Annotated in this window: 22 protein-coding genes and 1 pseudogene; 19 read left to right on the top strand and 4 right to left on the bottom strand. The window is 33.2% G+C overall.

Annotated elements, in window-relative coordinates:
- Nucleotide 1 precedes the first annotated feature (1 nt).
- From ACVBAX_RS13215 to ACVBAX_RS13170, 10 genes are all read left to right on the top strand, one after another.
- Nucleotides 2-253 (top strand): hypothetical protein, encoded by a 252-nt coding sequence (locus ACVBAX_RS13215; RefSeq protein ID WP_160549364.1) that lies wholly within the window; start codon nucleotides 2-4, stop codon nucleotides 251-253.
- A 425-nt stretch (nucleotides 254-678) separates the two neighbouring features.
- On the top strand, nucleotides 679-1,074 hold the full coding sequence (locus ACVBAX_RS13210) for a hypothetical protein (protein ID WP_447117435.1): 396 nt from the start codon (nucleotides 679-681) through the stop codon (nucleotides 1,072-1,074).
- Nucleotides 1,075-1,110: 36 nt separating this feature from the next.
- The gene (locus ACVBAX_RS13205; protein ID WP_447117434.1) at nucleotides 1,111-1,311 is read left to right on the top strand and encodes a DUF2933 domain-containing protein; all 201 of its coding nucleotides are present in this window, start codon (nucleotides 1,111-1,113) and stop codon (nucleotides 1,309-1,311) included.
- Between the two features lie 99 nt (nucleotides 1,312-1,410).
- Nucleotides 1,411-1,908 carry a QcrA and Rieske domain-containing protein gene (locus ACVBAX_RS13200; protein WP_447117433.1) on the top strand — a complete coding sequence of 166 codons (498 nt, stop codon included), beginning with the start codon at nucleotides 1,411-1,413 and terminating at the stop codon, nucleotides 1,906-1,908.
- A 334-nt stretch (nucleotides 1,909-2,242) separates the two neighbouring features.
- Nucleotides 2,243-3,055: a prolipoprotein diacylglyceryl transferase gene (gene lgt / locus ACVBAX_RS13195; RefSeq protein ID WP_447117432.1), complete on the top strand. Its 813-nt coding sequence runs from the start codon at nucleotides 2,243-2,245 to the stop codon at nucleotides 3,053-3,055.
- Nucleotides 3,056-3,155: 100 nt separating this feature from the next.
- Entirely contained in the window at nucleotides 3,156-3,785 is a 630-nt protein-coding gene (locus ACVBAX_RS13190) for a YdhK family protein (RefSeq protein WP_447117431.1), read from the top strand.
- 185 nt (nucleotides 3,786-3,970) lie between these two features.
- The gene (gene copZ, locus ACVBAX_RS13185) at nucleotides 3,971-4,177 is read left to right on the top strand and encodes a copper chaperone CopZ (protein ID WP_447117430.1); all 207 of its coding nucleotides are present in this window, start codon (nucleotides 3,971-3,973) and stop codon (nucleotides 4,175-4,177) included.
- Nucleotides 4,178-4,522: 345 nt separating this feature from the next.
- A complete protein-coding gene (locus ACVBAX_RS13180; protein WP_447117428.1) occupies nucleotides 4,523-6,955 on the top strand; it encodes a heavy metal translocating P-type ATPase in 2,433 nt (810 codons plus the stop codon).
- A gap of 180 nt (nucleotides 6,956-7,135) precedes the next feature.
- Entirely contained in the window at nucleotides 7,136-8,299 is a 1,164-nt protein-coding gene (gene spoIIP, locus ACVBAX_RS13175; RefSeq protein ID WP_447117427.1) for a stage II sporulation protein P, read from the top strand.
- A gap of 129 nt (nucleotides 8,300-8,428) precedes the next feature.
- The gene (locus ACVBAX_RS13170) at nucleotides 8,429-9,364 is read left to right on the top strand and encodes a F510_1955 family glycosylhydrolase (RefSeq protein ID WP_447117426.1); all 936 of its coding nucleotides are present in this window, start codon (nucleotides 8,429-8,431) and stop codon (nucleotides 9,362-9,364) included.
- A gap of 329 nt (nucleotides 9,365-9,693) precedes the next feature.
- Here ACVBAX_RS13170 and ACVBAX_RS13165 read toward each other — a convergent pair whose 3' ends face one another.
- Nucleotides 9,694-10,365, bottom strand: a complete 672-nt coding sequence (locus ACVBAX_RS13165) for a response regulator (RefSeq protein WP_160549373.1) — start codon at nucleotides 10,363-10,365, stop codon at nucleotides 9,694-9,696.
- A 279-nt stretch (nucleotides 10,366-10,644) separates the two neighbouring features.
- Between ACVBAX_RS13165 and ACVBAX_RS13160 the strand changes: the two genes are divergently transcribed.
- From ACVBAX_RS13160 to ACVBAX_RS13145, 4 genes are all read left to right on the top strand, one after another.
- Nucleotides 10,645-10,818 (top strand): hypothetical protein, encoded by a 174-nt coding sequence (locus ACVBAX_RS13160; RefSeq protein WP_160548485.1) that lies wholly within the window; start codon nucleotides 10,645-10,647, stop codon nucleotides 10,816-10,818.
- Nucleotides 10,819-11,570: 752 nt separating this feature from the next.
- On the top strand, nucleotides 11,571-12,326 hold the full coding sequence (gene motB, locus ACVBAX_RS13155; RefSeq protein ID WP_447117425.1) for a flagellar motor protein MotB: 756 nt from the start codon (nucleotides 11,571-11,573) through the stop codon (nucleotides 12,324-12,326).
- A 65-nt stretch (nucleotides 12,327-12,391) separates the two neighbouring features.
- Nucleotides 12,392-13,891: a UDP-N-acetylmuramoyl-L-alanyl-D-glutamate--2,6-diaminopimelate ligase gene (locus ACVBAX_RS13150; RefSeq protein WP_447117424.1), complete on the top strand. Its 1,500-nt coding sequence runs from the start codon at nucleotides 12,392-12,394 to the stop codon at nucleotides 13,889-13,891.
- A gap of 147 nt (nucleotides 13,892-14,038) precedes the next feature.
- A complete protein-coding gene (locus tag ACVBAX_RS13145) occupies nucleotides 14,039-14,995 on the top strand; it encodes a metal ABC transporter solute-binding protein, Zn/Mn family (RefSeq protein ID WP_447117423.1) in 957 nt (318 codons plus the stop codon).
- 171 nt (nucleotides 14,996-15,166) lie between these two features.
- On the opposite strand, the gene ACVBAX_RS13140 is transcribed toward ACVBAX_RS13145, so the two are convergent.
- Nucleotides 15,167-15,847 (bottom strand): response regulator transcription factor, encoded by a 681-nt coding sequence (locus ACVBAX_RS13140; protein WP_447117422.1) that lies wholly within the window; start codon nucleotides 15,845-15,847, stop codon nucleotides 15,167-15,169.
- Nucleotides 15,848-16,435: 588 nt separating this feature from the next.
- Here ACVBAX_RS13140 and ACVBAX_RS13135 point away from each other — a divergent pair.
- From ACVBAX_RS13135 to ACVBAX_RS13120, 4 genes and pseudogenes are all read left to right on the top strand, one after another.
- Entirely contained in the window at nucleotides 16,436-18,406 is a 1,971-nt protein-coding gene (locus tag ACVBAX_RS13135; RefSeq protein ID WP_447117421.1) for an LTA synthase family protein, read from the top strand.
- A gap of 123 nt (nucleotides 18,407-18,529) precedes the next feature.
- Complete coding sequence (locus tag ACVBAX_RS13130; protein ID WP_160548492.1) at nucleotides 18,530-19,126, top strand: DUF1405 domain-containing protein; 597 nt, start codon at nucleotides 18,530-18,532, stop codon at nucleotides 19,124-19,126.
- A 311-nt stretch (nucleotides 19,127-19,437) separates the two neighbouring features.
- Nucleotides 19,438-20,724, top strand: a complete 1,287-nt coding sequence (locus tag ACVBAX_RS13125; RefSeq protein WP_447117420.1) for a murein hydrolase activator EnvC family protein — start codon at nucleotides 19,438-19,440, stop codon at nucleotides 20,722-20,724.
- Between the two features lie 250 nt (nucleotides 20,725-20,974).
- Nucleotides 20,975-21,570, top strand: a pseudogene (locus ACVBAX_RS13120) (cell wall hydrolase).
- A 104-nt stretch (nucleotides 21,571-21,674) separates the two neighbouring features.
- Here ACVBAX_RS13120 and ACVBAX_RS13115 read toward each other — a convergent pair.
- Together ACVBAX_RS13115 and ACVBAX_RS13110 are read right to left on the bottom strand one after the other, a co-directional pair.
- A complete protein-coding gene (locus ACVBAX_RS13115; RefSeq protein WP_160548493.1) occupies nucleotides 21,675-23,084 on the bottom strand; it encodes a fused MFS/spermidine synthase in 1,410 nt (469 codons plus the stop codon).
- Nucleotides 23,085-23,433: 349 nt separating this feature from the next.
- Nucleotides 23,434-23,817, bottom strand: coding sequence for a hypothetical protein (locus tag ACVBAX_RS13110; protein ID WP_160548494.1), 384 nt, complete (start codon nucleotides 23,815-23,817; stop codon nucleotides 23,434-23,436).
- Between the two features lie 171 nt (nucleotides 23,818-23,988).
- Here ACVBAX_RS13110 and ACVBAX_RS13105 point away from each other — a divergent pair, with 171 nt between their 5' ends.
- The gene (locus ACVBAX_RS13105; RefSeq protein ID WP_160548495.1) at nucleotides 23,989-24,609 is read left to right on the top strand and encodes a methyltransferase domain-containing protein; all 621 of its coding nucleotides are present in this window, start codon (nucleotides 23,989-23,991) and stop codon (nucleotides 24,607-24,609) included.
- The last annotated feature ends 33 nt before the right edge of the window (nucleotides 24,610-24,642 follow it).

Here is a 24,642-nt window from a genome sequence, read left to right as displayed (position 1 = left end):
TATGAAAAAAAAATGGCCGGTAATTATCTTAAGTATATTTATTGTATTAGGTTTTTCTTTTCTTTTCTTTGTGTTAAAGATGGTTTGGTTTCCTCCTGAATCAATGGGTATGATGATGAGTAAAGAGATGATGTTTCATCATGTGAAGTATTGGTTTAATCAGACTTTTTGGGTATGTTTAATCATGATTGGAATTGGTTTATTAATTTGGATTTTCATTAGTAAGAAGGAAAAAGGGAACGAAAAACAATAACTATCACTTTAAACTACTGTTATATTCTATTCTTGATTATGATGGGGTCAAAAAAAGGAATGTAAAGGAATTGTTTAACTGAAATTATTTTAATTAATTACATTATTTTTCTAATAATTTTTTCTCTATTTAAATATGAAATCCTCAATAATGATGGTTCAATGTAAAGTATTATTTGACATACCCCTTATTATGTATGGTCATTATTATAAAAAAACTGTATTCTTTAGCTGAAGCATGTCTCTGTGGAGACACGCTTTTTTATTGAAATTTTTTTCTATCCTACACTTATCTCCATACTTTCTCCATGATTGTTTTTTATAGTTAAAACATAGAAAACAATAACTAGTAAGGAGGAGCTATCGATTTAAAATTTTGGTCCATCTTTAATAATTACTAAATCTAATTAAAAAGGAGAAAAGATCATGAAAAAGACTCTAATTACAGTAACCTTAGCAGCTGCATTAATTGTCGGAGGTGGCACTGGCCTGTATTACGCCTCAGCAAAAGAGAATGTAGGAACTCAGGATAATTCCGTTAAGAATTCTGGAAAAATGAATACTGAAAACATGGATAGTATGATGAATGGTGACATGCAAGAAATGATGGATGGCAACATGCAAGAAATGATGGATGGCAACATGCAAGAGATGATGAATGGCGACATGCAAGAGATGATGAATGACAAAAATATGAATTTCGGACAGATGAAAGATCATATGAAAGAAATGCATCCCGAATTAACAGAGCAACAATTAGGGGAGATGTATAAGGATATGCATGGTACAGGTGGATCAGAAAATAGTAATAATTTTCAATAATATTATTTTTAAATTTTTTTAGAGAGGTGTAACTGTATGGAATGGCTTTCCTATTTGCTCGTATTACTTTGTCCATTAATGATGATTTTTTGTATGAAGGGACATGGTAATCATAAGAAGCACGATAATCATTTTAATTCAGATATTTCAAGTAAGTTAACAAACTTAGAGAAAGAAAATGAGGAATTGAAAAGAGAAATTGACTTACTTTCTTCATTAGTAAAAAAAGAGTCATAAAATAATTTAAAACATCTGTTAACACTAATTCACGGTTTCTATAATCTACCCACTTTCATAATATAGTTACAAGATCGGTTACTGGGGAGGGAAGTATTTTTGTTAAACAGAAGAGACTTTATTAGTAAATCGCTGAAAGGAACTACGGGTTTAATTGTAATCTCTATTGTACCTCTTGGATTAAGCGCATGTAGTAATAAAGAATTATCTTTGGATACAGACTCTATGGTTAACCTAGGTCCCCTAACTGAACTTAATAAAGGGCTATTTCCCAAAAAGGTGCCTTATAAAGTAAATATAAAAGATGCTTGGACCGAACAAAAAATGGAGGGATTTGTTTATATAATCAAGAATTCAGAAGATAATAATTTACTTATTTTGTCTCCTATTTGTACGCATCTGGGTTGTGTTGTAGGTGATGCTGATGAAAATTTGCAAAAGGAGGGCATTCGTTATTATTGTCCTTGTCATGGTGGTCAGTACGATGAATACGGAGTAAATGTAGGTGGGCCACCACCAAGACCGTTAGATATGTTTAGCCCATATGTGGAGAATGGAAATGTATATATATCTATATTAAATCCAACTGTAAGGTAAACAAATAAAGAAGCGAGTTGAGACTACAGTGAGTTGCTGTAAAGGAAAGTCTAATAATAGAAAAAAAATTTCCCCCTTTAAATTCTTTGCCATTTGGGTTTTAGTAGTAGGTGCAATAGGATTATATAGTATATTCCTTAATTAATTTTGTACTAAAAAGAAAAAAGATAAATTCTATAAAAGCAATGTATTGGTTATCGGGATTTTTTCGATGACCATTTTATTTGGCGAAAGCAATATCAAATTCTTATATTGTGATGTTTGCATACTTTCTCCATATTCTTTTTGTATCATTAATAAAGTAAATATAAAACTAACTTAGGGAGGGAAATATATGGATAGTATTCAACCGTTAAGTAGAGTAGCTTTAGATTTGGGTCCAATAACTATCTATTGGTATGGTATTATTATTGGATTTGGCATATTTTTAGGGTGGTTTCTTGCGACGAAAGAAGCTGAAAAATCAGGACTCAATAAGGATATATTTTCAGATTTATTACTATGGGCAATTCCAATAGCCATTATAAGTGCAAGAATATACTACGTGTTATTTAAATGGGATTACTATGTAGAGAATCCAAGTGAAATCATAGCGATTTGGCAGGGCGGAATTGCTATTCATGGGGCTTTAATTGGAGGAATAATAACCGCTGTTATATTCGCAAAGAAAAAGAATGTTTCATTTTGGAAACTTGCAGATATTGCAGCACCAAGTATTATTCTCGGGCAAGCAATTGGTCGATGGGGAAATTTTATGAATCAAGAAGCTCACGGAACAGCAGTTACAAGAAGCTTTTTAGAAAATCTAAATCTCCCAGACTTCATAATTAATCAGATGTATATTGGAGGTTCATATTACCACCCCACGTTTTTGTATGAGTCCCTATGGAGTTTATTAGGTTTCTCATTATTGATCATACTAAGGAAGTTCCCACTTTATCGTGGTGAATTATTCTTTTCTTACATTATTTGGTACTCTATTGGAAGGTTTTTCATCGAGGGATTACGGACTGATAGTCTAATGTTGACTGATTCATTACGAATTGCACAAGTATTGTCATTACTCCTAATTGGTATTGCAGTATTTATTATAGGAATTAGACGTTGGAAAGGCTTTTCAAATAGCAAATCCGCTAAATCTATATAAAAAAAAGGAAATTACTTGTAAACATTAGGAAACTGCATAATTTTTGCAAATTTATTGTATATACTATGCTCGTAGTTTAAATAAGGGAGGATTTTATATTATGCTGAAAAGTAAAAAAATATTGCTAGCGCTAGTTTCTATACTTACAGTAATTACCTTAGCTGCGTGTGCTGGTAATGAGGAGAGTGATTCCAACAAGGATGAAGGTATGGAAAACATGGATCACTCAAATATGGATATGGGTTCAGATACTGAAGAAAATGATGATTCTGAATCGGAAGAAAGCATGGACATGGATCATTCTGGTACAGGAGAAGTGCCTGAAGGGTTAAAGGTATCAGAAAATCCAACATATAAAGTCGGAAGTAAAGCAAGCATCAAAGATGCACATATGGAAGGTATGGAAGGTGCTGAAGCAACTATTGTCGGTGCTTATGATACGGTTGCATATGCCATTTCATATACCCCAACAAATGGTGGAGAACCAGTAGAAAACCATAAGTGGGTTATTCACGAAGAAATTCCTGATGCTGGTGAACAGCCACTAGAACCGGGCACTGAAGTAACAATTAATGCTGAACATATGGAAGGAATGGATGGGGCTAAGGCAGTAATTGACTCAGCAGAAGAGACAACCGTCTATATGATCGATTTTACACCTACTACCGGTGGTGAAAGAGTAACCAATCACCAATGGGTTACTGAAAGCGAACTTTCACCAGTTGAATAAAGTCTAATATGAAGAAGAGGAGCTGTTTTCTATAAGAAAACAGCTCCTCTTTTTATTTTAAAACATCATAAAAACCCCATATTTTTGTCACAGAACATTCACTTTACATACCATACTAGGGTATCTTATAATAAAGGTAAGTTAAGAATATAATTCAAACTAAACCATAAAGGAGACGAGATCTAATGGAAAAGGTAACACTTAAAGTTCAGGGGATGTCTTGTGGTCATTGTGTAAATTCGATTGAAGGTAGTGTAAATGAACTAGAAGGTGTCTCTTTGGTCAAAGTTCACCTTAAGGAAGGAACCGTTGAGATAGAATATAGTTCAAATGATATAAAACTTGAAACGATAAAAAGGACCATTGATGAACAGGGTTATGATGTAATCTAAGAATGGAGAAGGAGGTCGTGCTAATGTAAGCACGTTCTCTTTTTAAAAAATATATACCCCGCACGGGTATGGAAGGTGAAGAAACATGTCAAAGGAAAAAGATAACAGTAATATTTCCACTATTGATGAATTAATAACAAGTCTTAATCAGAAAAGAATTTATGCTAAAAAGACATTGTCAAGGCAGGAGATACTGAAGCGTTTGACTTCCCAGTCTTTAACGAAAATTTATATCTAGATTGATGTTAGAAGAATGATGTTATCAGTTTAAACAAATAGTACCATCATTTAAAATTTACTAAAAATAAGAACATTGTGTGTAAATTAGTTAGGAGGAAAGAGGACATGACAGAAATAGCGAAATTAAAAAATCAACCTCATAATGTCGCCATGGAAAATGTCTTGTTAAATATCACTGGTATGACATGTGCAGCTTGTGCTAACCGGATTGAGAAGAACATAAATAAAATACCTGGGGTCCAAAAAGCTAGCGTAAACCTTGCAACAGAGAAAGCATCTGTATCATATGAACCTTCAGAGGTGTCAATTGATGACATTATATCTAGAGTCAAAAAGATTGGTTATGGAGTTCAAGAGGAAAAAGTAAAGTTTAACATCCTAGGAATGACATGTGCTGCCTGTGCAACTAGGATTGAAAAAGGTTTAAGTAAAATCGAAGGAGTAACACAAGCAGCCGTAAACCTTGCAACGGAGAAAGCAACAGTCGAGTATATTCCTGGAAAGACCAATGTTGATCAGCTAATTACAGCTGTTAAAAAAGCAGGATATGATGCTAAGGTAATCGGGGAGGTTGATGAAGACTATGAAAAAAGTATACGGGAAGCTTCCTATAAAAAACAAAAAATAAAATTTATGGTTGGGGCTTTTCTTTCGCTATTTTTCTTAGCGCAAATGATTTCCGATTTTACAATGGAGTATGGAAGTGGTGGATTCTTTCATATGAATCCCTGGATTCAGTTTTTACTTGCCACTCCGGTTCAATTCTATGTAGGTGGTCACTATTACCGTGATGCATTTAACGCGGTAAGAGGTGGTAGTTCTAATATGGCTGTATTAGTAGTTCTTGGTACATCAGCGGCCTATTTTTATAGTTTGGTTGTTACTATTATGGGAACCAGTCAATTTTTATATTTCGAAGCTGCAGTAATAGTTATGACACTTATTGTTCTAGGAAAGCTACTCGAAACGAGGGCTAAAGGACAAACTTCAGAAGCAATAAAGAAATTGATGGGACTTCAAGCTAAGACTGCACGAGTAATTAGGGACAATAAAGAAATGGATATTCCTATTGAGGATGTTCAACTGGGTGATATTATATTTGTCCGTGCAGGCGAAAAAGTTCCTGTTGATGGTGAAATTATAGAGGGGACGACTACGATAGATGAATCAATGCTAACGGGTGAGAGCATGCCGGTTAGTAAAAGATACGGAGATACTGTGATTGGTGCTACAGTTAACAAACATGGTTCGTTCAAATTTAGAGCCACTAAAGTTGGCAAAGACACAGCGTTATCCCAAATCATTAAGCTCGTTGAAGAGGCACAAGGGTCAAAAGCACCGATCCAACAACTCGCAGATAAAATCTCTGGAGTTTTTGTACCGATTGTTATTTTAATCGCTTTAGCAACGTTTATAATTACCTATTTCTTAGTAGGATTTACCCCAGCACTGGTTAGTACTATCGCCGTACTTGTTATAGCCTGTCCGTGTGCTTTAGGATTAGCAACACCAACAGCAGTAATGGTTGGTACCGGGAAAGGCGCTGAAAATGGTCTCTTAATTAAAGGAGCAGAGCATCTCCAAAATTCTCAGCGTCTAACCACGATTGTCTTAGATAAGACAGGAACCATTACTAAAGGAGAACCAGATGTTACTGATATTGTAACCTATGGTATTTACTCTGAAGAAGAAATACTACAACTAGCTGCTTCCGCAGAAAAAGGTTCAGAACATCCACTTGGTGAAGCCATTGTTAATAGAGCCAAGGAAAAAGGCTACCAATTGATAGATGGAACAAACTTCAACGCCATTCCGGGGCATGGAATTCAAGTTGAAATTAAGGAAAAAAATATTTTGATTGGAAATAAAAAGTTAATGGCTAAAAATAAAGTTAATATTGAAAATGCCCTTGGTAGAATGGAGAATCTAGAAGGCGAAGGAAAAACAGCTATGCTAATTGCAATAGAAGGAAGGCTTGAAGCAATCATTGCTGTCGCAGATACAGTTAAAGAGAGCTCAGCAGAAGCAATAAAACGGATGAAAGAACTTGGAATTGAAGTTATTATGATAACAGGGGACAATCGTCTCACTGCAGAAGCGATCGCAAGACAAGTAGGAGTCGATCGAGTTCTTGCAGAGGTGCTTCCAGAAGATAAATCGGCTGAGGTAGAAAAGCTTAAACAAGAAGGAAAGGTCGTTGCAATGGTTGGAGATGGAATTAATGATGCTCCTGCCCTTGCTGCAGCTGATGTAGGTATTGCGATAGGAACTGGAACAGATGTAGCCATTGAAGCTGCCGATATCACTTTGATGCGTGGAGATTTATTGGGAATAGTGGACATAATTAGCCTATCCAAGACCACCATGAGGAAGATACGACAAAACCTTTTCTGGGCATTTGCATATAACATTATATTAATACCGGTAGCTGCGATTGGTCTTCTCAATCCGATCCTAGCTGGTGGAGCAATGGCGTTTAGTTCGGTCTCTGTCGTAGGAAACACCTTGTTTCTTCGTAATTGGAAACCTCAACGATAAAATAAAAACAAAGTACTTAATAACCTACTGATTTTCAGTAGGTTATTTTTTATCAATAAATTTTTCAGTTTTATATAGATAATTGCATTAGGGAAAAACTATTAAAATACAAAAAATAATTCTATTTTTTAATAAAAATAATAGATTATACTAAGCACAATTTAAATGACGGAGGTTGTTATGAGGAATATAAAATTGATAAAAGTGCCTGGTATATTAAAGCTCCAATCTATTTACTTGGGATTTTTTTTGATTCTGTTTAGTATCATTTTTATCACAAGCCTGTTTGATTTAAAATATAAATTTTCCTATAGTTGGCTTTCTAGATCATTTGAAGATGTTTCAACAGAATTTTTCATAGATGTTATGGCATCTGAAATTAGTCTATTTAGTCCTAATACCGACCAAGCAGAAACGCCTTTAACAAAGGTACTATTTTCAACAGTTCTTAATATTTGGCCAGAAGACATTAGAACCTTTCTGGGGAGAGAGCTACCTGGATTTTCAACTTTTAATACAGAAATCGCTGTTGCTGGTATAGGTACAAATTTAACCTCTTTGCCACTGGAGTCTCCGCCTCCCTTAGAGATTTTATTAAAAGAAAGAGAGGAAGCTGAAGCGGAGATTGCGAAATCAAATAGTGAGGAGAATCTCCCAGCTAATCCACCAGCCTTAAAGACTGAGAAAGATGCTGTGTTCATTTATCATTCTCATAGTTGGGAAGCATTCTTGCCGCTTTTAGAAGGAAATAAGACTGCAAATGAAGCAGTAAGTCTTGCAGAAACCAAAAATGTGATTGCAGTTGGTAATAAACTTAAGGAAGAATTAGCTGAACGTGGGATAGGTGCGAGTCAAAGTAAAGCTAATGTGACAGAAGAATTAAAAAAGAAGAACTGGAATTACAATCAATCCTACATTCTCTCGAGAGAACTAGTTCAAGAGGCTATGGCACAAGAGGAATCTATTCAATATTTGATCGATATTCATAGAGACTCTCAAAATAGAGAGCTTACAACAACCAAAATAAACGAAAAAGACTATGCAAGGTTATTTTTTATTGTAGGTAAGGAAAATAAAAACTACGAACGTAACCTTGCTCTAGCCAAAGAACTCAATCAGAAACTTGAAGAAAAATACCCAGGAATTAGTAGAGGTGTCTTTATTAAGACAAAAGATGATGGGAATGGAGTTTATAATCAAGATCTATCTAGCCAATCTATGCTTCTTGAATTTGGTGGAGTAGAAAATAATAGTATGGAGCTAGATCATTCTATAAAAGCTTTTGCTGAAGTATTTAGTGAATATTTTTGGAAAGCAGAAGAGGTTAGTGGTAGTGGGAATTAGGCATAATGCTAGTTTTCAATAGTCTCCATTCTTTTCGAAAAAGGACAATATTAGAAGTAAGAATTCATAGAAAATGCACACTTTAAATGTATTATTGTCCTTGAAAGTAAGAGGTAGGAGGCAAAGTTTATGTCTAGAGAGAAAATGCAAAAAAAGAGTAAAAACGGATTAGGGTGGCTACTTTTAGGGATTATGGTGGTTTTTATTGGATTAATTTTCATTCCAAAAAATAAAACAGAGAATATTAGCTTCCCTGATCTACATGGTTTAAGTTTTTCTTCAGATGATACAAAGTTAGTTGCAGCTGTACATGACGGATTAAGGGAATATAGTGATGGAAAATGGACAACACCTGATGGTGAGAAAAATGATTATATGGGTTATTCACCTATAAAAAATGGGTTCTATAGTAGTGGACATCCTGGCCCTACATCAAGTTTAAAAAACCCTCTGGGGATCGTAAAGAGTCAGGATAATGGTAAGACTATAGACGTGGTGGATTTACACGGGGAAGTTGATTTCCATTCTTTAACGGTAGGATATGAAACGGAAGACTTATATGTTTATACACCTGAACCAAATTCAAAGATGAAGGAAGCAGGATTTTACTATTCAAAGGATAAAGCTAAATCTTGGAATGAGATGGCCTTAAACGGACTTACAGGAAATCCTAGAATAATCATAGCACACCCAACACAAAAAGGAGTGGTGGTCATTGGGACAGATAAAGGCCTTTATTTATCTAATGATTACGGAGAATCCTTTCAATTACTATCAGATGACATAATAGCAAGTACTGGAACTATCTCTAGTCAAGATGAATTAATTGTTGGTCAAAATACTGATGAGAAAAAAATAATCAAAATAGGTTTAAATAACAAAGAGGTTAAGAATGTTGATCTTCCTAAAAATATAGATGGTAACATTATGTATATTACTAATAACTATAATAACCCCGATGAGATTGCTATTGCTACAGATCAGATCAATGTATATGTTAGTAAAAACAATGGAGCGGATTGGGAAAGTATAGTTAATTTAGGTAAGGGTATTAACCAGGAATGATAAGTAATTCAGTATACTAAATGTATTTTGACTGTTCATGTGCTTGGCTAAATATTCTATATTCAATTGTTCATATCATATACTAGTTAATCTCAAAACCTTATGCCAGATTAGAACATGCACTAAGAATGCATGTTCTATTTTTTTGTTTGTGTATTGGAATTGTGTCTTTTTTGTAATAAAAATATTGAAAGAATGTATTATATTCAATTGAAAAAGCATAGTTCCGTTACGAAACTATGCCACCTATTCACATTAAATGTGTCCATTTCTTCAATAAACCTAGATAATCCGATGGTTCAGAATTTTTTAAACGCATTAAGTTTTATTTAGTCAGACCACTTATAACCAACTCCCCAAACAGTGCTTAAATGATCGTCCACAGGGAAACTAGATGTTCTTAATTTATCTCTTATATTTCTTACATGGGAGTCTATCGTTCTGTCATCTGTATTTACTCCATGACCCCAAATAGTGGTAATCAGATGATCACGTGTAAAAACTTTATTACGATTTGTTAGAAACAAACTCAAAATAGAAAGTTCTTTTGGGGTTAATGATATAAGATTTTTATTATGCCGCAACTCATATGACTCTGGATTTAATTCTAATCCTTTAAATACGATTTTATTAGAAGTATTATTGTTCCTTCTAAGTACAGCATTTATCCTCGCTAATAATTCCTCTTCGTCAAACGGCTTAGATATATAGTCATCTGCACCTATACTCAAACCTTTAACAACATCTGCTTTATCTGTCCGTGCAGTTATCATAATAATAGGTACTTCTACAATCTTCTTTATCTCTACACAAGTCTCCCATCCATCCATCTCAGGCATCATAATGTCTAATAAAACAAGGTCAACTTTATTCTGTGATAGGTACTTAAGTGCTTCCTTTGGCTGGTTCATTTTTATACATTTGTAACCAACTGGCGTTAGGTATAAGCTAATCAAATCCAACATCCGTGGCTCATCATCAACTATTAATATCGTCTTCATATATTAGATACTCCTTTGAATAATTTAGGTTGTTTAAATTTTACCTGAAAAATATGAAAAAAATATGGAGAAAAAAACTTTGTTGCTCCCCCTAAAAAATAAATGTGAAGTAATTAAATGCATAAAATCTGCAATTTATCTTGGTATAGTTTATATAGAACATTTCTACATCTGATTAATTAATACTTAATAAACGATATCCATATCTTATTTAAATACAATATGGTTGATAGGAAGAAAAAATTGAATGGCAGTATCTCAAGGGGGGGAGAGGAAGTAATGAAATTGTTGGGGGTCATCAGCCTAGTTATTGTTCTCATATTAGTTGTAAAATTCATCAAACTGATGAATAAAGGAAAGGATTATGGTCATATCTCATATAGCCAATCCAACAAAATTGTAGATATTCAAAGATACAAAAAAATGAGAGAAAATGATCATAATTTATTGTAAGGACTCAACAATACTGCTTATAGTAGGTAAACATTTTGGAAGAGTATAAAACATTCAAATTAGGCAAATTGATTATTTATAGATTAACTATTTTATATACATTGATAAAAAAATAAAAATGAGAGGTTTGCATTATGAACTGGATGGATTTTTTTAATTTTACACTATACCTTGGGAGTTATTCCTTATTGCTATTGATGATCCTGGCAAGCGTATATAAAATCCTTGAATACATGGACAAATAGGATTAAAAATATAGAGGTAAATTGAATATCTCATAAAGCCTTTTTAAAAAAATATGAAGTACAATTGGGTTCCTTTATACTCTTATTTATAAAATATATTTACAATTAAAATTACCCTTTCAATAGCTAACCTATACTATAAAATCCAGCTATCAAAGTTACTTTATGAATTTAATATCATCCTTCCTGTTATCCTCCTTATTACTACAATTACCTTTTCTTAAACCTTTGGGTCTTCGCAGTTTCACATTGTTTAATGATTATCTAAACTTTTTTAGTTGTCCCCTTCCACGATCAAATCTCTTAAAACTCGACACCCCTTATTTATTTTGATCCAATTATTTACCAAACAGGGAAGATGAATTTTATCTGAAATCTCCATAATATCTACACAATTATATGTTATTTTAAATTTCATCTATTTTGTATAACTTTATTTTTTATCTTAAGAACAACTTTTTATATTGAGATGGAACATATTACTTGCTGAAAGCGGGAGAAATTAATATGAGTAAAAAACGTAAGAAGGGCAAATATGAGGATCACGTGGATGAGTCCTGGCTAATTCCTTATGCAGATTTATTAACCTTGTTACTTGCTTTGTTTATTGTTTTATTTTCAATGAGTTCAATTGATGCAAAAAAATTCAATGCAATGTCCCAAGCATTTAACGAGGTATTAACAGGTGGAACGGGTGTAATGGAATATCCAGAACCTGATAATAACAACTCAGTGTCAAAGGATACTACCCAAGAGCAGCAGAAACAAAAGAATGAGAATAATAACCTATCCACGGATGTAGAACAAAATGAATTGGAAAAGATTCAAAATAAAGTAACAACCTACATTAATGAAAGGAACCTACAAAAGAGTTTAGAAACTCAGATAACAGATGAGGGTCTGTTAATTACCATTAATAATAATATGTTATTCGATTCTGGAGCGGCTGAGATTCGATTAGAAAATATTGAAATTGCAAAAGATATTTCTGAGTTACTTATCATGGATACACCAAGGGAGATTGTTATTAGTGGCCATACAGATAACGTACCAATTCAATATGCAGACTTTGATTCAAACTGGGAACTTAGTGTTAAGAGAGCAGTGAATTTCATGAAAATCTTACTTAATAATAAAGGGCTAGATCCTCGTTTATTTAGTGTAAAAGGTTTTGGAGAATTTAAACCTATAGCAACAAATGATACTGAGGAAGGAAAAGCTAGAAATAGAAGGGTTGAAATACTTGTGCTTCATCGGGAATAGTACCGTCCGTTTCCCTTACAACTTTATTAAAAATGATTAATTATAGAAAGAAGGTGTAATGACGAATGATACTCCAGGATGTGATTAAAGGAATACAAGTCAAAAATAATCCGAATATTTCGGATAAGGATATCTTCATAACAGGTATAGCAGATAATTCTAAAGAAGTAAAAAGTGGATATATTTTTGTTGCAGTGAGTGGTTATAGCTCTGATGGTCATGACTATATAGAACATGCTGTAAGTTTTGGTGCCTCCATTGTTATTGGAGAAAAAGAGATAGACAATTTACAAATTCCTTATCTACAAGTTAATAACAGTAGAAGGGCATTAGGTATAATTGCTAAGAATTTTTACAATGACCCTAGTAGTAAAAAAATAATGATTGGAATTACGGGTACTAATGGAAAGACAACTACAAGTTTTATGTTGCAACAAATTTTAGAGAAAAATGGGATAACCTGTTCTGTTATCGGCACGATAAACAATATTATAAATGGTAAAAAATTGATTTCTGAAAATACAACTCCCGGTTCGATAAAACTTAATTCGTTATTACATTCTAGCAAAGATCAGGTTGTAATAATGGAGGTGTCTTCCCATGGATTAGCTCAATATAGGTTAGAGGGAATCAAATTTGATTATTGTATATTCACCAATCTTTATCACGAGCATTTAGATTTCCACGGGTCAATGGACGAATATTTTCTGGCAAAATCATTGCTTTTTGAAAAATTAAAACCATGTGGTTTTGCCATTATTAACGGTGATAATCATTGGGGAATGAAGCTTTATAAAATACTACAAGAGAGGGAAATTACAACTTATTTAGTAGGAACGTCTAACTCTAACGATTTGATCATTACTACTTATGAAAGTGCAAAAAATCCTTTTATTTTGTTAACAGAAGAAGATCAGTCGGTAGCAATTAAATTGCCTATACCAGGGCTCCATAATTTATATAATGCTGCATTAGCTTACTCTACTGCTAGATGCATGTCTATACAAAAGGAGAGTATATTATCTGCTTTAAACTCTTTCCCAGGAGTACCTGGGAGATTTGAAATTTATAGACATGACTTGGGTCCAACCTTTGTTGTGGATTATGCTCATACTGCAGATGCCTTTGAGTTTATTCTACAAACTGTCAAAAAGTGCGGTGCCAAAAGAATCATTCATATCTTTGGGTTTCGTGGTGGGCGTGACTTAACTAAGAGAGCTGAAATGGTAGAGGTGTCGTCAAAAATCAGCGATTATTACATTTTGACTATAGATGATCTAAACAACGAAAAGGTCAATGAGATGTTCCATATGATGGAGAATCTTACAAGTAAAAACTCTCCTGAAAAAGGCTTAATTATTCTAGATAGAACCCTCGCCATCCAGACTGCTCAACAAATGGGAAAAACAGGCGACTGGATCGTAATTACAGGTAAGGGACCTGAACAATATAAACAACCATTTGTTTTACCAACAAATACTGACAAAGAAACAGTTCTGTATGTTCAAGGGCAGCTTGAAAAAGAACTTCGGCGGAACTTAAGCTTCAATCAACAACAGGTATAACGCAATTCTAAATAATCTATTTTAATTCCTGGTCTCTCCCTCCATATTTTCTGCATATTTCAAAGATAATGTTGACTTATTTTATTTATAATATAATATATTAATCGTAATGATTACTATTTACGAAAGATATGAGGAGGACCAAGAATGAAAAAATTAGTATCTTTACTCTTTTTTATTATTCTTTTATTGGTTGGATGTAGTGAATCGACTTCTAAAGACGATAATAAAGAAACAAATAACCAAGAAATACTTAAAATATATACAACCATTTATCCGCTTTTAGACTTTTCTGAAAAAATCGGCGGAGAGTTTGTGGAAGTTGAAAACATTGTCCCGACAGGTGCAGACGCCCATTCTTTTGAACCAACAAATAAAACAATGATAAAAATAGCTCAAGGTGACATGTTTATTTATTTAGGAACTGGGATAGAAGGATTTACAGATGCTGTAATCAACGCAATGAAGAATGAAGATACGAAAATTATTAACTCCTCCGAAGGAGTCCGTCTAATAAGTTCATCTGAATCTTTAAATGAAACTGAAAGTGAAGAAGAGGAACATGCAGATGAAAATGAAGGTGACAATGATCCCCATGTATGGCTTGACCCACAGAGGTCAATTCAACTAGCAGAGAATATTAAAAATGCCTTAGTTGAGATGAAACCAGAACAAAAAGAGTATTTTGAAGAGAATTTTAATCTACTGAAGAAAGATCTAGAACAACTTGATTTATCTTTCAAATCGATGGTTGAACAGTCTCCTAATAAGACATTTATTGTTTCTCATTCTGCTTATGGATATTGGCAAGATGCTTACGGATTAGAACAAGTTGGTATCAGTGGTCTTTCTCCAAGCAATGAACCATCACAAAAAAGTTTAGAGGAAATTATTAAAGTTGCTGAGAATCGAGATATAAAGTATGTTTTATTCGAACAAAATGTAGAAAATCGAGTTGCAGAGGTAATAAAACGAGAAATCGGTGCGGATACATTAACGCTTCACAATTTAGAATCACTGACTGAAGAAGATGTCAAAAATAACGAAGATTATATTTCAGTTATGGAAAAGAATATTGAAACGATTAGACAGGTATTGAAATAAAATTCTTTGAAAATAGTTGTTAATAACTAATTAAATCAATTCTATATAACTACAAGAATAGACATTTAATCTAATTTAGCTCATGTAACTTGAAGTAATCATAGTAAAAAGACCAGTAGAATAATGTAGCTACTGGTCTTTGATCTTTTTTTACTTAAGAAAAATGATTCATCAATTTTCCTTTCCGGCCCATTTATATCCAACTCCCCAGATGGTAAGTAAATGATTCTCAATTGGAAAGCCTGCTTTCCTTAATTTTTCTCTTAAGTTCCTTACATGCGAGTCTATTGTTCTGTCTTCTGTTAATACTTCAAAACCCCAAATAGTATTGATTAAATGCTCTCGGCTAAATACTTTTTCTTGATTAGTTAACAACAAACTTAGAATACCAAACTCTTTTGGTGTAAGTGAGATTTCTGTATCGTAATATTGAAGTACGTATGAGTCACGATCTAAAATCAGGCCTTTAAATGAGATTTTGCTGCTATCACTCGTTTGTCTACGTAATACAGCTTCAATTCTAGCTGTCAATTCATCCTCATCAAAAGGTTTAGAAATATAGTCATCAGCTCCAGATTTTAAACCCTTTACAATATCCGATTTTTCACTCATCGCAGTTAGCATGATTATGGGGGTACTCCAATACTTTCGAATTTCTTTACAAGCCTCCCAACCATCCATCTCAGGCATCATAATATCCAATAAAATTAAGTCAACCTGATTAGACTCCAAATACTGGATTGCAGCTTTTGCAGATGTCATTTTGATACATTTATATCCTACAGGTGTCAAATATAAAGATAATAAGTCTAACATCATCAATTCATCATCAACTATTAAAATGGTTTTCATTTCCCTTTGCTCCTTTGAAAATATGTGAGAATTATTAACTTATTAACCTTATTTAAATTCCTTTCAAAAGAGTATACACTTTAAATTTGATAAATTTGTGCAGATTATACATCAACATAGATATTCTCATATTAGAAATTAACTTAGCTAACCGTGTTACTTAATCTCTAATTACATAACATACCAAAAAATTAATTAGTAAAATAATCCAAGGTAAAATTATTAATTCATCTGCACACTTTCTTCAAAATATTATGGCATACTTATTTTATGTCTTATGCATTTTAAGATGAGAAAAAGAATCTAAACCATAATGGTGAAAGTAAGAGTAGGGGACAAAGGAAAAATTGTATTGGCATTGGGGTATTGTTCATAAATTTATATTCTTACTTATACTAGTAATAAGTAAACATCAAATAACCTAAAAATAAAAATCCCCCTAATATAGAAGTAGATAACGAATTTTTGTGAGTGGAGAATTTGTATAGGTATAGATCAAAGGTTAATATTTTTTTCGTGTAATGAATATCATTTTTTATATTATTCGAACTATAAATTAACCCATCGGATCAAGGAGGATATTATTATATGTTTCAAAGAAAACTAGAGTTATTTTCATTTAAAATATTGAAGCTATATTTTATAGCAGTAGTCTTATTATGGTTAAAAACTTATTTTGTCTATCTCAGAGAATTTAACTTAGGTGTAAGCAATGGAATGCAGCAATTTCTGCTGTTGTTAAATCCAATTAGTTCAGCAGTTATATTTTTAGGTATCGCTTTGTTCTTTAAAGGTCGAAAACAGCAATGGATACTATTGTCCATTAATGCTTTTTTATCCTTTTTATTATATGCGAACGTAGCTTATTATCGGTTCTTTAGTGATTTCATTACCGTACCAGTATTGTTCCAGACCCAAAATTTTGGAGATCTCGGAGGAAGTGTAGGGGCACTTCTTCACCCTTATGATGTTTTTTACTTTACAGACACTATAATCCTACTATTACTCATAATTATGAAGAAGGTTGAACCTATAAAAGCACTTCCAAAACGATCTTTGACTGCAGTGTTTATTACAGGATTTATCATTTTAACATCAAATATAGCACTTGCAGAATTGGACCGCCCACAGTTACTAACACGTACTTTTGATAGAAACTACTTAGTAAAATATCTAGGGGCTTATAATTTTACCATATATGATATTATTCAAAATTCCCGGTCCTCTGCACAAAGAGTATTGGCAGACAGTAACGATATAACAACAGTAGAGAATTACACCAATGCTAATTATACAAGCCCAAAGCCTGAATATTTTGGGTCTGCTAAGGGTATGAATGTGATTTATATTTCTATGGAGTCATTCCAAAACTTCCTAATTGACTATAAATTAAATGGTGAAGAGGTAACACCGTTCCTAAATTCTTTGACAAGAGATCCAAATACGATATATTTTAAAAACTTTTTCCATCAAACGGCCCAGGGGAAAACATCTGATGCAGAATTTTTAATGGAAAATTCTTTATATCCTATTCCCCAAGGATCCGTATTTACAACTAAAGCACAAAATACGTACCAAGGTTTACCAGCTATCCTTAAAGACAAAGGATACTATTCTGCAGTATTTCATGGGAATTATAAGACGTTTTGGAATAGAGAAGCAATGTACAAGTCTTTAGGATACGATATGTTCTATGATGCAACGTATTATAATATGGTAGAGGAGAATGTGTTAAATTACGGGTTAGAAGATAAACCATTTTTAAAAGAAACCATTCCATATTTAACAAGTTTGCCACAGCCATTTTATACTAAACTAATTACATTATCTAACCATTTTCCATATCCATTAGATGAAGAGGATCAATCGATTGAACCAGCTAACACAGGTGACAAAACAGTTGATAGATATTTTCAAACAGCACGTTATCTTGACGAGGCATTAAAACAATTTTTTGAAGATCTAAATACATCAGGCCTAAGTAAGAATACAATGGTTGTCATGTATGGGGATCATTATGGAAATTCGGAGAATCGCAAGAATGCTATGTCAAAAGTTATTAGCAAAGAGGTAACTGATTTTGAACAAGCTCAATTACAAAGGGTTCCTCTATTCATTTATGCACCAGGTTTAAAAGGGTTTATGAGTGACACTTATGGTGGTCAGATTGATGTCCGGCCAACGGTCCTACACCTTTTAGGAATTGATACTAAACATCAAGTATCATTTGGGGATGATTTACTCTCCAAAGAAAGAGATGGAATTGTTAGCTTTAGAAACGGAGACTTTATCACAGAAGAAGTAACATCTATTAAAGGGAAAATTTATGATAACCTTACTGGACTAGAAGTACAAGATAAAACCATATATCAGAGATATAGTGAGATTGTAAAAGGTGAATTGGAAATGTCCGATAAAGTTGTATATGGAGACTTACTTCGTTTTCACGAACTAGACTCCATTAAAAAGACGGACCCTTCTACACTAGATTACTCAAAGGCTATCCATTTAAATGAAGAATCCTTGCAAGATGAGGAAAAAGATGAGGAAGAAGAATAGGAAATTAAGGTTTCAATTAGTATCCTAGCAGAAAAACTACTACCCCGCTTTTAAACTATTGATTTAGAAGCGGGGTATAGTTTTAAAATTTATTTATTTTTTGGTAAATATCAAGAAAGTAGGATGACAGAATTGTATTTATTTAATCATTTATTAGGAAAAAAATGGTTTATCTGGGCTTTGTTTATTATTAATATATTGGGAACAGTTTATGGTTATATTTGGTACAAGTATCAACTAGTTGAAACCCCAGCTAAATTTATCATTTTTGTCCCTGACAGCCCAACTGCTAGTTTGTTCTTTGTATTTGTATTGGGAGCATTCCTTCTTAAAAGGAATTGGCCACTCTTTGAAGCGTTAGCCATAGTTACCCTGTTTAAGTATGGGGTATGGGCTGTTGTCATGAATATACTTACATTAAAAGTAACAGGCAACCTTCACTGGACAGGATATATGTTGATCGTTTCTCATGCTGCAATGGCCATACAAGGACTATTGTATGCGCCTTTTTATCGATTTAAATTATGGCACTTAGCTATTGCAGCTGTTTGGACGCTTCATAATGATGTGATAGACTATGTTTTCTCTATGATGCCATGGTATGGAGTATTAGGAAATTACATGCCTCAAATAGGTTATTTTACGTTTTGGTTAAGCGTTATATCAATTGCCATTGCTTATTTAGCTGGAAGGATTCAAAAGAAAGAATTATCACTATAGTACCTTATTAATAAGCATAAAGGCCAAGATCAAAATCTCGATCTTGGCTTTTTATTTTCATCAGGCATAAAAAACAAGTATTGTTTTCTAGTTAACAAATACAGGCATAGGTGAAGGAGGCATCCAAATGTCATCCAATAGACAGATTTGAAAAGAAACTGTAATAAAATTATCAGCGAATTCGACAAAAACAGATGATAAAATTTAAACAAGGGCAATAAAACGACAAGATAACCGAATAATTAACATATTTCCCTATAATGTTTGAATATTGATTAAATGAAATTTAATAGTTAAAGGTGAGAAAAAAGGTGAAAAAAACAATATTATCAGTTTCGGTCCTATCTTTAATAAGTTTGGGCGTGACATTATCTGAATCTCCAATAAAAGCACTTGCTGAGACTACGAAAATAGAAGATTTAAAGGAAGAGAAGGGTGAAATAGATAGCAAACAAAATTCAGTTGAATCAGAAATAGATGAAACCGAAGAGAAAGTTAACAGTCTAAAGAGTGAACAAGCAAAATTGGATGCTGAAATAAAGGAATTAGACTCATCCATTACAAAAGCTGAAGAACAAATGCTTGCAAAACAGAAGGAGATAAGTGAAACCGAAACTCAAATTGCAGCATTGAAAGAGGAAATAAAGGTACTTGAAGAGAGAATAGCAAAGCGTAACGAACTTCTCAAAAATCGTGCCCGTTCTTTTCAAGAGAACGGTAGTATGATTAGCTATATTGATGTGCTAACAGGAGCTAGGGATTTCAGCGAGTTTATCGATCGAGTAGAACTAGTTGCAACTTTAATGGAAGCTGACAGAGATATCCTACGTGAACATAAAGCAGATAAAGATCAGTTGGAAACCTCAAAAAGGGACTTAGAAAAAAAAGCAGAAAGCCTCCAAGTGATGCTTAAAGAAATAGAAACATTGAAGCAAAACTTAAATACTCAAAAAGAGGAAAAAGATAAGTTAATGGCTTCCTTACAACTTGAAGAAGAAGAACTTGAAAATTATAAAATGAATCTTGAGGAAGAAGCACAGTTATTATCTTCTCAAGAATCCGCTATCCAAAAAGCTATTGAATTAGAGAAAAAGAATCAAGCAGCAAAACAAGCTCAAAATGCTGTAAGTAGCGGTGGTGGTACTTCTGCTTCAGCACCTGCTACTTCCGCACCTTCAGTTTCAGCTCCTCCTGTTTCAAATGGATCTTTTACGAGACCAACCAGCGGAGTTTTGACTTCAGGATTTGGTTCAAGATGGGGAGCTAATCATTTTGGTGTGGATATTGCACAAAAAGGCACAGTACCGGTTGTATCAGCAGCGGACGGAGTTGTAATGAATTCGTACTACTCATCGAGCTATGGTAATGTTGTTTTTATCTCCCATTCTATTGAAGGACAAGTATACACCACCGTATATGCTCATATGAGTAGTAGATTAGTAAGTACAGGTCAAACTGTCTCGAAGGGTCAACAAATCGGTTACCAAGGAAATACAGGCCAGTCTTTTGGACAACACTTACATTTCGAGCTCCATAAAGGATCCTGGAATGCAGGAAAAACAAATGCTATAAACCCTATTGGTATTGTTCCTCTATAAAATATTTTTGCCAACAATATCTACAGGATCCATAGGGAAAAGAACAGCTTAGTGATATTTCGCTAAGCTGTTGTCTTTATCGCTTTTTGTAAGGGACGGTCTTCTTACAAACAATATAAGAAACTTATCCAATCTATTAAGTTAGTAGATTAGTATATTTATCTAAAATATATTGATTACCATATGTTTTTAGTGAATTACATTGTTACATTTGATCATTTACAAACAGACGCACATATAGGAGGTAATTATGAAGAATCTAACAAAACTATTAATTGTCACAACTCTTACATTATCCCTATTTGGATTCAGTTCTCAATCTAATGCATCGACTATAACCACCTTGTTAAGAGAGGGGAAACACTATGGAGAATAGCTAATATGTATGGTATATCTGTGGCTGAACTAAAAAATATAAACAATAAGTCTAATGATTCCATAAAAGCTGGAGAAAAATTACTAATTCCAAATAAAACCGTTTCTATTGAAGATAAACAACTTATGGATCGTCTTGTATCTGCTGAAGCTAAAGGAGAACCATACGCAGGAAAAGTTACTGTAGCAACCGTTATTCTTAACAGAGTGGATAGCAAAAGCTTCCCAAATACAATAAAAGAGGTTATATATCAAAGGGTAAATGGAAATTATGCTTTTACACCAGTTAAGAATGGAACCATTAAACAACCGGCCGATAAATTATCTATTAAAGCTGTAGAAGAAGCTATAGCAAATAGAGCACAAGGAAAAGGATCATTATATTTTTATAATCCAAAAACGGCTACGAGCAAATGGATCCTTTCTCGTGAAGTCACTGTAACTATTGGTAATCATCGTTTTGCAAAATAGTTATCATAGTGTGTTAGCTACATAAAAAAGTCTTCTGAAGTCAACTTCGGAAGACCTTTTTTTATCTTACGAATAAGGTTTTGTTACCTATAATATAGGGCTAATTAGTTTACGTTTCTTAACTTGGTATTCTCATCTAAGATTATTTCACCCTCGCCAATTTGGAATAACTTTTGTTGCTTGATTTTATTCTTGTCAAACTTACTCTTACTAGCAACAAATGTCAGATTTTGAATACCTTTTTTATCTTCAAAAGAATATACGGATACATATGGGTAGACCGACTTTAATGTAGAATTCATCGACTTGATGAGTTCGTCTCCCTTTGTTTTTCCAATAGCATTCACAAGTAGGAGCCCATTTTCATCTAGTTTATCGCTTGTTAAAGTAAAAAATTCTTTTGAAATTAAGTGAAATGGAATTTGCTCTGTATTATTGTAAGCATCTAACACCATAACATCAAATTTATTTAGTTGCTTACTTAAAATTCTTCTACCATCACCGATTTCTACGCTGTCTCCTTCATAACCAAAGTATTCTCTACTTACCTCTAATACCTGCTTATCTATTTCTGCAACCTTTACCTTTTTTCCATTCTTCTCAAACTTTTGTGTCAGCGTGCCTATACCATGACCAATCATAAAGACGTTTTGGCTATCTGGTCTGAATGTCTCTGATATTTCCCATATACTTTTTGAATAGTCCAAGCTAAGTCGGTCAGGGTAATTTATCTCCATCAATCCTTGAATTGTGTCATCATCTCCGAAGTTCATGTATCGGAAAGGTCCCTTTTTCCCATCAAAGTATTCAGTCTGATAGACAACAATTTCATGATATAAACTAGTGTCCTGGTATAATATTTCACCAACCGGCTCATTTTTAGAGTCCAAAAAAAGCAGGAGTATAAAGAGAGCTGGTATTACAACTAATATAATTTCCAAGCGTGTTTTTGTCTCATAAAAAAATAATGAACTTATAAATACCATTAAAGCTAATATACCAATTACAGTATTAATATTTCCAACGGGAATTAACCAGAATGTAGTCACAATAGTTCCTAATACACTACCTACTGCAGAGAATGTATGGAGATTTCCAATAACTCTTCCAGTAGTATTATCACTGAGCCCAACCTTCATTAGGACAGTAACAATGATGCTGAAGATTAAATTAGGGAAAAGATATAAAACCGTTACCCCCAACGTTGTACCTACCTCATTGGGTAAAGGACTAAGGTAGGGAAATGTTATATCCTTAATGGTAGGTATAAGAGTTACTAACAGTATTCCTATTAAATTAAGGCTAAGTAATATTGTTTTATTAGAATTTCTGTCTGCTACAAATCCACCTATTGTATACCCCACTGAAGATCCTATTAAAAAGATTGAAATTACAATTCCCCAAGTATAAACTGTATTACCAAATGTAGGTGCAACAAATCTTGAAGCGGTCATTTCTAGTCCCATAATAACAAAACTGAATACGAATAAATTAAAATATACTTTTTTTTGCATTATTAACTCCATTCTTTTTTGATTTCTATAGTAGTTGTTAGTAAGGATCTCTAATCTGGAACCTGTAAAGAACAGATTGTTTAAGAAGTCACTATACAGTATTGAAAACTTCTAAATCTTATTCTTTTTTATATAAATAAATTATAAAATACCACTAAAATGTGAAGAAGTTATGCAGATTTTCTTATGTTTAAAAATTTTGACCTTAATATATACTTTGGCTATTTATATATCTATATAGTAACAACTATAGATAACCAGTAAATATGTAGCAATGTGTTTAGGTTTAATCTCCAAAAATGAGGAAAGCCGCCAAGAAATGGCAGCTTTTTAGTAAAATCTATATTAATTATAAAAATGTAACAAGTCCCCAACCACTAGCCAGAAATAATGTTATAAATGCTAATGAAAAACCAATCAGTTTCTTGTTTTCTCCTTTTTGGTTTTGTAAATATTCTTTATAGGTGATTTCTCCTTGGGCAAATTTCAATCCATTTTCACAAGGTTCAATGCTGTAAAGCTTACCAACTTGATCCTGAAGGATAACATTTTTAATAAGGGGTAATGATCCATCTTGAGTTTGCATTTTATCAAATTCTAAATTTCGATTTTTTAATTCTATACTGCTATTACCAACTAAATTTAGACGTACTGGATTATGTTTTGATTGTTGAATTATCTGTTTGGCCAGTCTATGCGATTGAAGTTCAATTTGATCATAGGAAAAACACATCTTTATCACCTCCTTATTATTATATTGTAGATTCACCATTTTGGGAACGACTATAAATTTTTCCCTTCTCCATACTTTATGCATAATTTTAAGTTACACTATTTTTAAATAACACTTATTTGATTCAGTATAAGTATCATTACTCTTCAGATGAGGAAGGTGAGTTTAACTATGTCAGCAAATATCAATGAAGTAATAATTAAACGATATAATAGAGTGGCAAAAATATATGATTACATGGATAAAATGATTAGAATAGAGTGGAGGCGGGACCTTTTGGACTTAGCTTCAAAAGAGGTATTAGAAGTTGGGGTAGGGACAGGTATTAACCTTCCACTATATCCAAAAGGAATATCATCATTAACTGGGGTGGATTTTAGCAGTGAGATGCTAAATATTGCCAAACAAAAGGCAGGGAGTATCAATCAATCTCACCCTACCATGTTTCTCGAGGCTGACATCCAAGACCTTCCTTTTGAAGACCATACATTTGATACTGTTGTTTCGACGTGTGTATTTTGTTCTGTCCCCGATCCTATAAAAGGGCTTAAAGAGATTAGAAGGGTATGCAAACCAGACGGGCAAATTCTAATGCTTGAACATATGAGGAGTGAGAACAAAATTATTGGTGCAATAATGGATCTATTAAATCCCCTTCCTGTAAAACTTTGGGGTGCAAACATTAACCGTGACACCATGAATAATATTGAGGCAGCCGGGTTATCAGTTATATCTGAAAAATACCTTATGGGAACAATCATGAGGAAACTTGTACTTACACCAAAGAAATAAGGATTTATTATAAAGAGTATTTACTTTTACTCG

The organism is Robertmurraya sp. GLU-23 (assembly GCF_052983275.1).
Note: the sequence above shows the minus strand (reverse complement) of the source record. Positions and strands in the feature narration are given on the sequence as shown.

What these genes read in the sequence shown, in the direction of transcription:
- ACVBAX_RS13180 (WP_447117428.1), top strand. Translation starts at nt 4,523, where the DNA reads ATGACAGAAATAGCGAAATTAAAAAATCAACCTCATAATGTCGCCATG.
- ACVBAX_RS13115 (WP_160548493.1), bottom strand. Translation starts at nt 23,084, where the DNA reads ATGCAAAAAAAAGTATATTTTAATTTATTCGTATTCAGTTTTGTTATT.
- ACVBAX_RS13160 (WP_160548485.1), top strand. Translation starts at nt 10,645, where the DNA reads ATGAAATTGTTGGGGGTCATCAGCCTAGTTATTGTTCTCATATTAGTT.
- lgt (WP_447117432.1), top strand. Translation starts at nt 2,243, where the DNA reads ATGGATAGTATTCAACCGTTAAGTAGAGTAGCTTTAGATTTGGGTCCA.
- ACVBAX_RS13210 (WP_447117435.1), top strand. Translation starts at nt 679, where the DNA reads ATGAAAAAGACTCTAATTACAGTAACCTTAGCAGCTGCATTAATTGTC.
- ACVBAX_RS13110 (WP_160548494.1), bottom strand. Translation starts at nt 23,817, where the DNA reads ATGTGTTTTTCCTATGATCAAATTGAACTTCAATCGCATAGACTGGCC.
- copZ (WP_447117430.1), top strand. Translation starts at nt 3,971, where the DNA reads ATGGAAAAGGTAACACTTAAAGTTCAGGGGATGTCTTGTGGTCATTGT.
- ACVBAX_RS13170 (WP_447117426.1), top strand. Translation starts at nt 8,429, where the DNA reads ATGTCTAGAGAGAAAATGCAAAAAAAGAGTAAAAACGGATTAGGGTGG.
- ACVBAX_RS13130 (WP_160548492.1), top strand. Translation starts at nt 18,530, where the DNA reads ATGACAGAATTGTATTTATTTAATCATTTATTAGGAAAAAAATGGTTT.
- ACVBAX_RS13215 (WP_160549364.1), top strand. Translation starts at nt 2, where the DNA reads ATGAAAAAAAAATGGCCGGTAATTATCTTAAGTATATTTATTGTATTA.
- ACVBAX_RS13205 (WP_447117434.1), top strand. Translation starts at nt 1,111, where the DNA reads ATGGAATGGCTTTCCTATTTGCTCGTATTACTTTGTCCATTAATGATG.
- spoIIP (WP_447117427.1), top strand. Translation starts at nt 7,136, where the DNA reads ATGAGGAATATAAAATTGATAAAAGTGCCTGGTATATTAAAGCTCCAA.
- ACVBAX_RS13140 (WP_447117422.1), bottom strand. Translation starts at nt 15,847, where the DNA reads ATGAAAACCATTTTAATAGTTGATGATGAATTGATGATGTTAGACTTA.
- motB (WP_447117425.1), top strand. Translation starts at nt 11,571, where the DNA reads ATGAGTAAAAAACGTAAGAAGGGCAAATATGAGGATCACGTGGATGAG.
- ACVBAX_RS13145 (WP_447117423.1), top strand. Translation starts at nt 14,039, where the DNA reads ATGAAAAAATTAGTATCTTTACTCTTTTTTATTATTCTTTTATTGGTT.
- ACVBAX_RS13165 (WP_160549373.1), bottom strand. Translation starts at nt 10,365, where the DNA reads ATGAAGACGATATTAATAGTTGATGATGAGCCACGGATGTTGGATTTG.
- ACVBAX_RS13190 (WP_447117431.1), top strand. Translation starts at nt 3,156, where the DNA reads ATGCTGAAAAGTAAAAAAATATTGCTAGCGCTAGTTTCTATACTTACA.
- ACVBAX_RS13105 (WP_160548495.1), top strand. Translation starts at nt 23,989, where the DNA reads ATGTCAGCAAATATCAATGAAGTAATAATTAAACGATATAATAGAGTG.
- ACVBAX_RS13135 (WP_447117421.1), top strand. Translation starts at nt 16,436, where the DNA reads ATGTTTCAAAGAAAACTAGAGTTATTTTCATTTAAAATATTGAAGCTA.
- ACVBAX_RS13150 (WP_447117424.1), top strand. Translation starts at nt 12,392, where the DNA reads ATGATACTCCAGGATGTGATTAAAGGAATACAAGTCAAAAATAATCCG.